Here is a 6,102-nt window from a genome sequence, read left to right on the forward strand (position 1 = left end):
GACGATCCTATGTCCGATCCGGTGCGCACGAACCCCCTGGCGTCCAGCGCGACATCGCAGTTGGCCAGCCAATCGGTGTTCGGATCGGCGCCGATGAAGAGGAAGAGATGGCGGATCGGGCGCGTCGTTTCCGCGCCGCTGGCGCGGTTGCGCCAGCTCACCGTGGCAAGATTGCCCTCTTCGCCGTCCAGCGCCTCGATTTCGGTCCCGGTCAGCACCTCGATGTTCGGCTGCGCCCGGATGCGCTCGACCAGGTAGCGCGACATGCTGGCATCGAGGCTGCCGCCGCGCGCCAGCAGCGCCACCTTCCGCGCATGACTGGCCAAGTAGACAGCCGCTTGCCCGGCCGAATTGCCGGCGCCGACCAGCGCCACTTCCTGGCCCGCGCAAAGCCGGCCTTCGATGGGCGACGCCCAATAGTGCACGGACGTCCCCTCGAACCGCGCCAGATCGGCGATGTCGAGGCGACGATAACGCGCGCCGCTGGCGATCACCACGCTGCGCGTGCGCACGGTCTCGCCGTCACCGACATCGAGCAGATAGCGGGCGCCTGAAGTGTCGGTGGCCGCGCTCAAAAGCTTCGCCTCGTCCGGGATGACCATTTCAACGCCGAACTTCTGCGCCTGGTTGTAGGCGCGCGCCATCAGCGCCATGCCGGTGATGCCGGTCGGGAAACCGAGATAGTTCTCGATGCGCGAGGAGGCGCCGGCCTGTCCGCCGAAGGCACGGCAATCGAGCACGATCGTCGACAGCCCTTCGGATGCCGCATAGACCGCCGCCGCCAGCCCTGCCGGGCCGGCGCCGACGATGGCCACGTCATACACCGTATCGGCATCGATCGGGCGCAACAGGCCGACGCAGCGGGCGAGGTCCTTTTCGCCGGGGTTCATCAGCAGCCTGCCGTTTGGACAGAGCACGATCGGCAGGTGGTGCGGATCGACCTCGAAGCGTTCGACCAGGGTTTTGGCGCAGGGATCGCTGTCGGAATCGAGCACGCGGTGCGGCTGGCCGCTGCGCGCCAGAAAACCCTGCAGCCGCAACACGTCGGCATTGTCCTGGGGTCCGATGATGATCGGCCCGCTGGTGGCGCTCTCCAAGAGCCCGACGCGGCGCAGGATCAGCGCCCGCATGATGCGCTCGCCGAGATTGGCCTCCTGCACCATCAGGTCGCGCAGTCGTTGCGAGGCGATGACGAACGCCTCCACCGGCTCGGCGGCCTGCGCATTCACCAGCGAGGGACGGGCCGAAAGCTGCGCCAGCTCACCGACAAAGCTGCCCGGGCCGTGCGTGACGATCGTCTCGCGCCGGCCGAGCCCGCCGTCCTGGGTGATGTCCACGCTACCCGACAGCACGACGATCAGGCCGGGCGCCACATCGCCGGCTTCGATGATGTGCTCGCCGGCTGCATAGGCGCTGGCCTCGCCGAACCGGCGCATGCGGTCGATGTCCACCTCGGCCAGCGTGGGGAACGCCTGGTCGCGGCGGGCACCGAAGATCGGGTTGGTGGATTGAGCCATGGTTTTGAGCGTAGCGAAGCGGCCGCGGAGTTTGAAGCGGTTTGTGAGGGGACTGGCCGGAAGGGGAGGTTGGCTGAAAAGAAAAAGCCCGGACGAACCGGGCTTTTTTCTCTAAGTTTCTGAACCGTCAAGTGGTTCGAAACGGGAATTTGGTGCCCAGAAGAGGACTCGAACCTCCACTCCTTGCGGAACACGGACCTGAACCGTGCGCGTCTACCAATTCCGCCATCTGGGCTGGTGCGGGCTCATGTAAGCGGGCAAGCGATTGCTGTCAACGCGCTTTTTTCGCAGGTGCTCCGTTCGCCGGCTCAGTCGTCCAGCACTTCCTTGGAAGCGACGGTGGAATCGGCGTTGAGCTGGTAGATGACCGGCACGCCGGTGCCGAGTTCCAGCTTGACGATCTCCTCGCCCGACTTGCCGTCGAGCGCCATGATCAGCGCGCGCAGGGAGTTGCCGTGCGCGGCGACCAGCACGGTGCCGCCGCGCAGCACATGCGGCTGCAAATCGTGCAGGTAATAGGGCCAGACGCGGGCGCCGGTGTCCTTCAGGCTCTCGCCGGCAGGCGGCGGCACGTCGTAGGAGCGGCGCCAGACATGCACCTGCTCCTCGCCCCATTTCTTGCGGGCGTCGTCCTTGTTGAGGCCGGAGAGGTCGCCATAGTCGCGCTCGTTGAGCGCCTGGTCGCGGATGGTCTTCAGGTCGCCCTGGCCGACCGCGTCGAGGATGTGCTGGCATGTCTTTTGCGCCCGGATCAGCGCGGAGGTGAAGGCGATGTCGAATTTCAGGCCGCGCGCCTTGAGCTTTTGCCCGGCGGCCTTGGCCTCGGCGTGGCCCTGTTCGGTCAGGTCGACGTCGCGCCAGCCGGTGAACAGGTTCTTCAAATTCCATTCGCTCTGGCCGTGGCGCACGAGCACGAGGGTTCGCGACATGTTTGCTCCTTCAGGTTTATGGATCAGGCCGGCTCAGCTGAGGCCGAGCACGTCCCGCATCGAATACAGTCCCGGCTTCTTGCCGCGCGCCCAAAGCGCCGCCTTGACGGCGCCGCGGGCGAAGATGGCGCGGTCCTCGGCGTGGTGCGACAGGGTGATGCGCTCGCCGGTGCCGGCCAGCATCACGCTGTGGTCGCCGACGACAGAGCCCCCGCGCAACGTGGCAAAGCCGATCGAGCCCGTCTTGCGCACCCCGGTGTGGCCGTCGCGGACGCGCACGTCGTTGCCTGAGAGCTCGATACCACGCCCGGCGGCGGCGGCTTCACCCAGCAGCAGCGCCGTGCCCGAAGGCGCGTCGACCTTGTGCTTGTGGTGCATTTCGAGGATCTCGATGTCGAAATCGTCGGCATCGAGCGCGCGCGCCGCCTGCTCGACCAGCACCGCCAGAAGATTGACGCCGAGGCTCATATTGCCCGATTTGACGATCGTCGCATGGCGCGCCGCCGCCGCGATCCTGGCATTGTCATCGGTCGAACAGCCGGTAGTGCCTATGACATGGACGATGCGCGCCTGCGCCGCGTAGCCGGCGAATTCGACCGTCGAAGCAGGCGTGGTGAAATCGAGCACACCGTCGGCCTTGGCGAACACCGGCAGCGGATCGTCGCTGATCGGCACGTTGATGATGCCGATGCCGGCCAGCTCGCCGGCATCCTTGCCCAGATGCGGCGAATCCGCCCGCTCGACCGCGCCGATGACCCGCGCGCCTGATATAGAGTGGATGGCACGGATCAGCGTCTGGCCCATGCGGCCGGCGGCGCCCACCACCACCAGGCCCATATCATTTGCCGGTCCGTCGGTTGCGGGCGTGGCGCTCATGTCGTGCTCCCGGCGATGCTCTGCGTGTCGATGCCTTGTGACAGGCGTTGCGCCGAAGTCCGGATCGGCGCGCTGTCGTCGACAAGCCCCAGACCCTTGACGCCCTGGATGCGGTGGAAGCGGGCATAGACGCTGTGCGGATCGGCCATCAGCGAGGCGTGCGTGCCTTCCTCGACCAGCCGGCCCTGTTCCATGACGATGATGTGGTCGGCATTGACCACCGTCGACAGCCGGTGCGCGATGACGATGGTGGTGCGGCCTTCCATGACCTTTGTCAGCGCCTGCTGGACGCGAGCCTCGGCCTCGTTGTCGAGCGCCGATGTCGCTTCGTCGAGCAAAAGGATCGGTGCCTGCCGCACGATGGCCCGCGCGATCGAGACGCGCTGGCGCTGGCCGCCGGACAGCGTCACGCCGTTCTCGCCGACCGGCGTGTCGTAGCCCTGCGGCTGCTGGCGAATGAAGTCGTCGGCCGCGGCTTGGCCCGCGGCCTGTTCGATCTCGGCATCGGTGGCGCTCAGCCGGCCGTAGCGGATGTTGTCGCGGATGGTGCCTTCGAACAGATAGGGCTGCTGCGAGACATAGGCGATGGAACCGCGCAGCGACTGTTTGGTGACCTTCGAGATGTCCTGGCCGTCGATCTCGATCGATCCCGCCTCGACATCGTAGAAGCGCTGCAGCAGCGCCACCAATGTCGTCTTGCCGGCGCCCGAAGCGCCGACGATTGCCGTCACCTTGCCGGCCGCGGCGACGAAACTCAGATCCTGCAGCACCGGAGCCTCCTCGACATAGCGGAAGGAGACGTTGTTGAAACGCACTTCGCCGGAGGTGAATTTCGCCTCGGCGGCGCCTTGGGCGTCGCTCTGCTGCGGCTCGATGTCGAGAAGCTCGTAGATCATGCGCGCATTCACAAGCGCGCGTTCCATGCCGACCTGCATGCGCGCCAGACGGCGGGCCGGATCATAGGCGAGCGTCAGCGCCGTGATGAAGGAAAACACCGCGCCCGGCGGCTGGCCGAGAACGGTGGCCCGGTAGCCGGAATAGGCGATGACGCTGGCGAAGGCGATGCCGGCCAGCAGTTCGGAGACCGGCGTCAGCCGCTCGGAGACGCGAGCGATCTTGTTCGACCGCTGCTCGGCATCCTCGGCTAGCTGGCTGATCCGGCGCGACAGCTCGTCCTCCATGGTGAAGGCCTTGACGATGGCGATGCCTTGCGTGGCTTCCTGCATGGCGCCGATCAGCCGAGAGTTGATCTGCACCGATTCGCGCGTGATGCGGCGCACCCGGCGCATCAGATAGGTGACGGTCCAGATCAGCGGCGGCCCGATCAGCAGCGAACTCAAGGAGAGTATCGGATCCTGGTAGATCATCACGCCGACCAGGCCGACCAGCGAGACGGCATCACGCGCGGTCGAGGTCACCGTCATCGACAACAGGTCGCGAATGCCGTTGACGTTCTCGTTGACCTGCGCGGCCAGCCGCCCGGACCTTGTGTCGTTGAAGAAGGAGACGCCAAGCTTCATCAGATGGTTGAAGATGCGCTGCTGATAGCGCGCCACCAGATTGTTGCCGATCCTGGCCATCGTCACCGCCTGGCCGTAGCCGGCAAGGCCGCGCAGGATGAAGGCACCGAGCAGTGCGGCGCAGATCCATGGGATCAGGTCGCCGCGCCGTTCGTAGAAGATCTGATTGACGACCGGACTCATGATCCAGGCGGCAAGCGCCGTCGTCGCCGACACGGTCAGCAGGCAGAGGATGGTGAAAACATACGCCCCCCGATAGTCGCGGCCATTTTCCTGGAGGATACGGCGGATGACCGCCACGATCTCTCCCGCACGGGGTTTCGACAAATTGGGGGGCTGAAATGTCAAATTGGAGCGCTTCGTAGATTTCCGCTTCCCGCGGCCGGGCAATTTGGCACCCCTCTTAACGCCAAGCAGCCAGCTTGCCTATGCCTCGGGGTGACTAACTTCGTCGCGCCAGCGCCGGCCCGAAGTCTGGACACCGAACAGCGAGGGGTTCCTGGCATAGGCGGCAAGGCCCAGAAGTGCGGCCAGCGGATGGGTAATGACATACACCGGCATGGTGCGCATCATCGCGCTGTGCGGCGCCTTGTCCTCGAAAGCGGCACGGAAATTGCCGGCTTTCAGCGCCGGCACGATCTTCTGCGCGATGCCACCGGTGAGAAACACGCCGCCGCGGCTCATGAACACCAGAGCAAGGTCGCCTGCCGTGCGCCCAAGGCAGGTGACGAAGGTCTCCAGCGCTTCCTCGGCAACCGGATCGGTTTTCGCAAGTGCCGCGGCAGTGATCTCGGCCGGCGTGGTGAAGGGCGACGGCTTGCCGTCCGCCTTGGCAACCGCCCGATAGACATTGACCAGACCGCGTCCGCACAGGATCTGCTCGCCCGAAATGCGGCCCTCCAGCTTCTCGATATGCGGAAAAACCTCGAAATCGCGGGCCGAGCGCGGACCGATGTCCATATGGCCGCCCTCGCCGGGCACCGGTATCCAGTGGTGCAGCGCATGGACCAGCCCGGCGACGCCGAGCCCGGTTCCGGGGCCGAGCACGACGCGGCCGGCATTGGGCTCCGGCGTGCCGCCGCCGATCTTTTCCATGTGCTCCTCGCCGAGCGCGACGACGGCCAGCGCCTGCGCCTCGAAATCGTTGAGCACGACGATGTCGCTCAGGCCGAGGCTGGCGAACATTTTTCTCGGCTTGACGATCCAGGGGCAGTTGGTCAGTTCGATCTCGTCGCCGTCGACCGGACCGGCCACCGCCAG

Annotated in this window: 5 protein-coding genes and 1 tRNA gene; all 6 read right to left on the minus strand. The window is 66.0% G+C overall.

Going from position 1 to position 6,102, the window contains the following annotated elements; all coding sequences use genetic code 11:
* Window positions 1-1,517, minus strand: a 1,517-nt coding sequence (locus EN884_RS14945) for a cyclic nucleotide-binding domain-containing thioredoxin-disulfide reductase (protein WP_245491934.1), incomplete at its 3' end; no start/stop codon positions are given.
* A 150-nt stretch (window positions 1,518-1,667) separates the two neighbouring features.
* Window positions 1,668-1,752: transfer RNA gene (locus EN884_RS14950), tRNA-Leu, on the minus strand.
* Between the two features lie 73 nt (window positions 1,753-1,825).
* A complete protein-coding gene (locus EN884_RS14955) occupies window positions 1,826-2,446 on the minus strand; it encodes a 2,3-bisphosphoglycerate-dependent phosphoglycerate mutase (RefSeq protein ID WP_013528615.1) in 621 nt (206 codons plus the stop codon).
* Between the two features lie 33 nt (window positions 2,447-2,479).
* Window positions 2,480-3,322, minus strand: a complete 843-nt coding sequence (gene dapB, locus EN884_RS14960; RefSeq protein ID WP_013528616.1) for a 4-hydroxy-tetrahydrodipicolinate reductase — start codon at window positions 3,320-3,322, stop codon at window positions 2,480-2,482.
* Window positions 3,319-5,190, minus strand: coding sequence for an ABC transporter ATP-binding protein (locus EN884_RS14965; protein WP_024502175.1), 1,872 nt, complete (start codon window positions 5,188-5,190; stop codon window positions 3,319-3,321). The genes dapB and EN884_RS14965 overlap by 4 nt, the downstream gene beginning before the upstream one ends.
* Before the next feature lie 78 nt (window positions 5,191-5,268).
* A partial coding sequence (locus EN884_RS14970; RefSeq protein ID WP_128360604.1) for a glucokinase occupies window positions 5,269-6,102 on the minus strand: 834 nt, incomplete at its 5' end.

The organism is Mesorhizobium sp. M7A.F.Ca.AU.001.01.1.1, from assembly GCF_004022735.1.
GTDB classification, from domain to species: Bacteria; Pseudomonadota; Alphaproteobacteria; order Rhizobiales; family Rhizobiaceae; genus Mesorhizobium; species Mesorhizobium ciceri.